Below are 293 nucleotides of genomic sequence, written 5' to 3'. Positions count from 1 at the left end.
CAAAGCGAAGCGCAAGGTTCTATTAAAGTCGTCGCTGATGCTAAAACAGACCGTCTATTAGGTATGCACGCTATCTCAGCTGGCGCCGGCGATATCGTCCATCAGGGTATGATTGCGATGGAATTCGTCTCTAGTATCGAAGATTTACAGTTGATGACGTTTGCCCATCCAACGATTTCAGAAGCGGTACATGAAGCGGCTCTATCTGCAGATGGCCGTGCTATTCACGCGATTCAGCGTAAAAAACGTAAGTAATTTTGATAGCGTTCAATAGTGTTTACAGCGCTTTTAGA

At 45.4% G+C, this 293-nt stretch carries 1 protein-coding gene; it reads left to right on the top strand.

Translation table 11 applies throughout. The annotated features are described in order from the left end of the window. On the top strand, nt 1-255 hold a 255-nt coding region (locus AAEZ03_RS26765), incomplete at its 5' end, for an oxidoreductase dimerization domain-containing protein (protein ID WP_502947962.1). Nucleotides 256-293: the final 38 nt, after the last annotated feature.

The sequence above is a fragment of the Pseudomonas sp. HY2-MNA-CIBAN-0224 genome (assembly GCF_040310285.1).
In the GTDB taxonomy this organism is placed as follows: Bacteria; Pseudomonadota; Gammaproteobacteria; order Pseudomonadales; family Pseudomonadaceae; genus Aquipseudomonas; species Aquipseudomonas helleri.
This window is presented reverse-complemented; position numbering and strand designations above follow the sequence as displayed.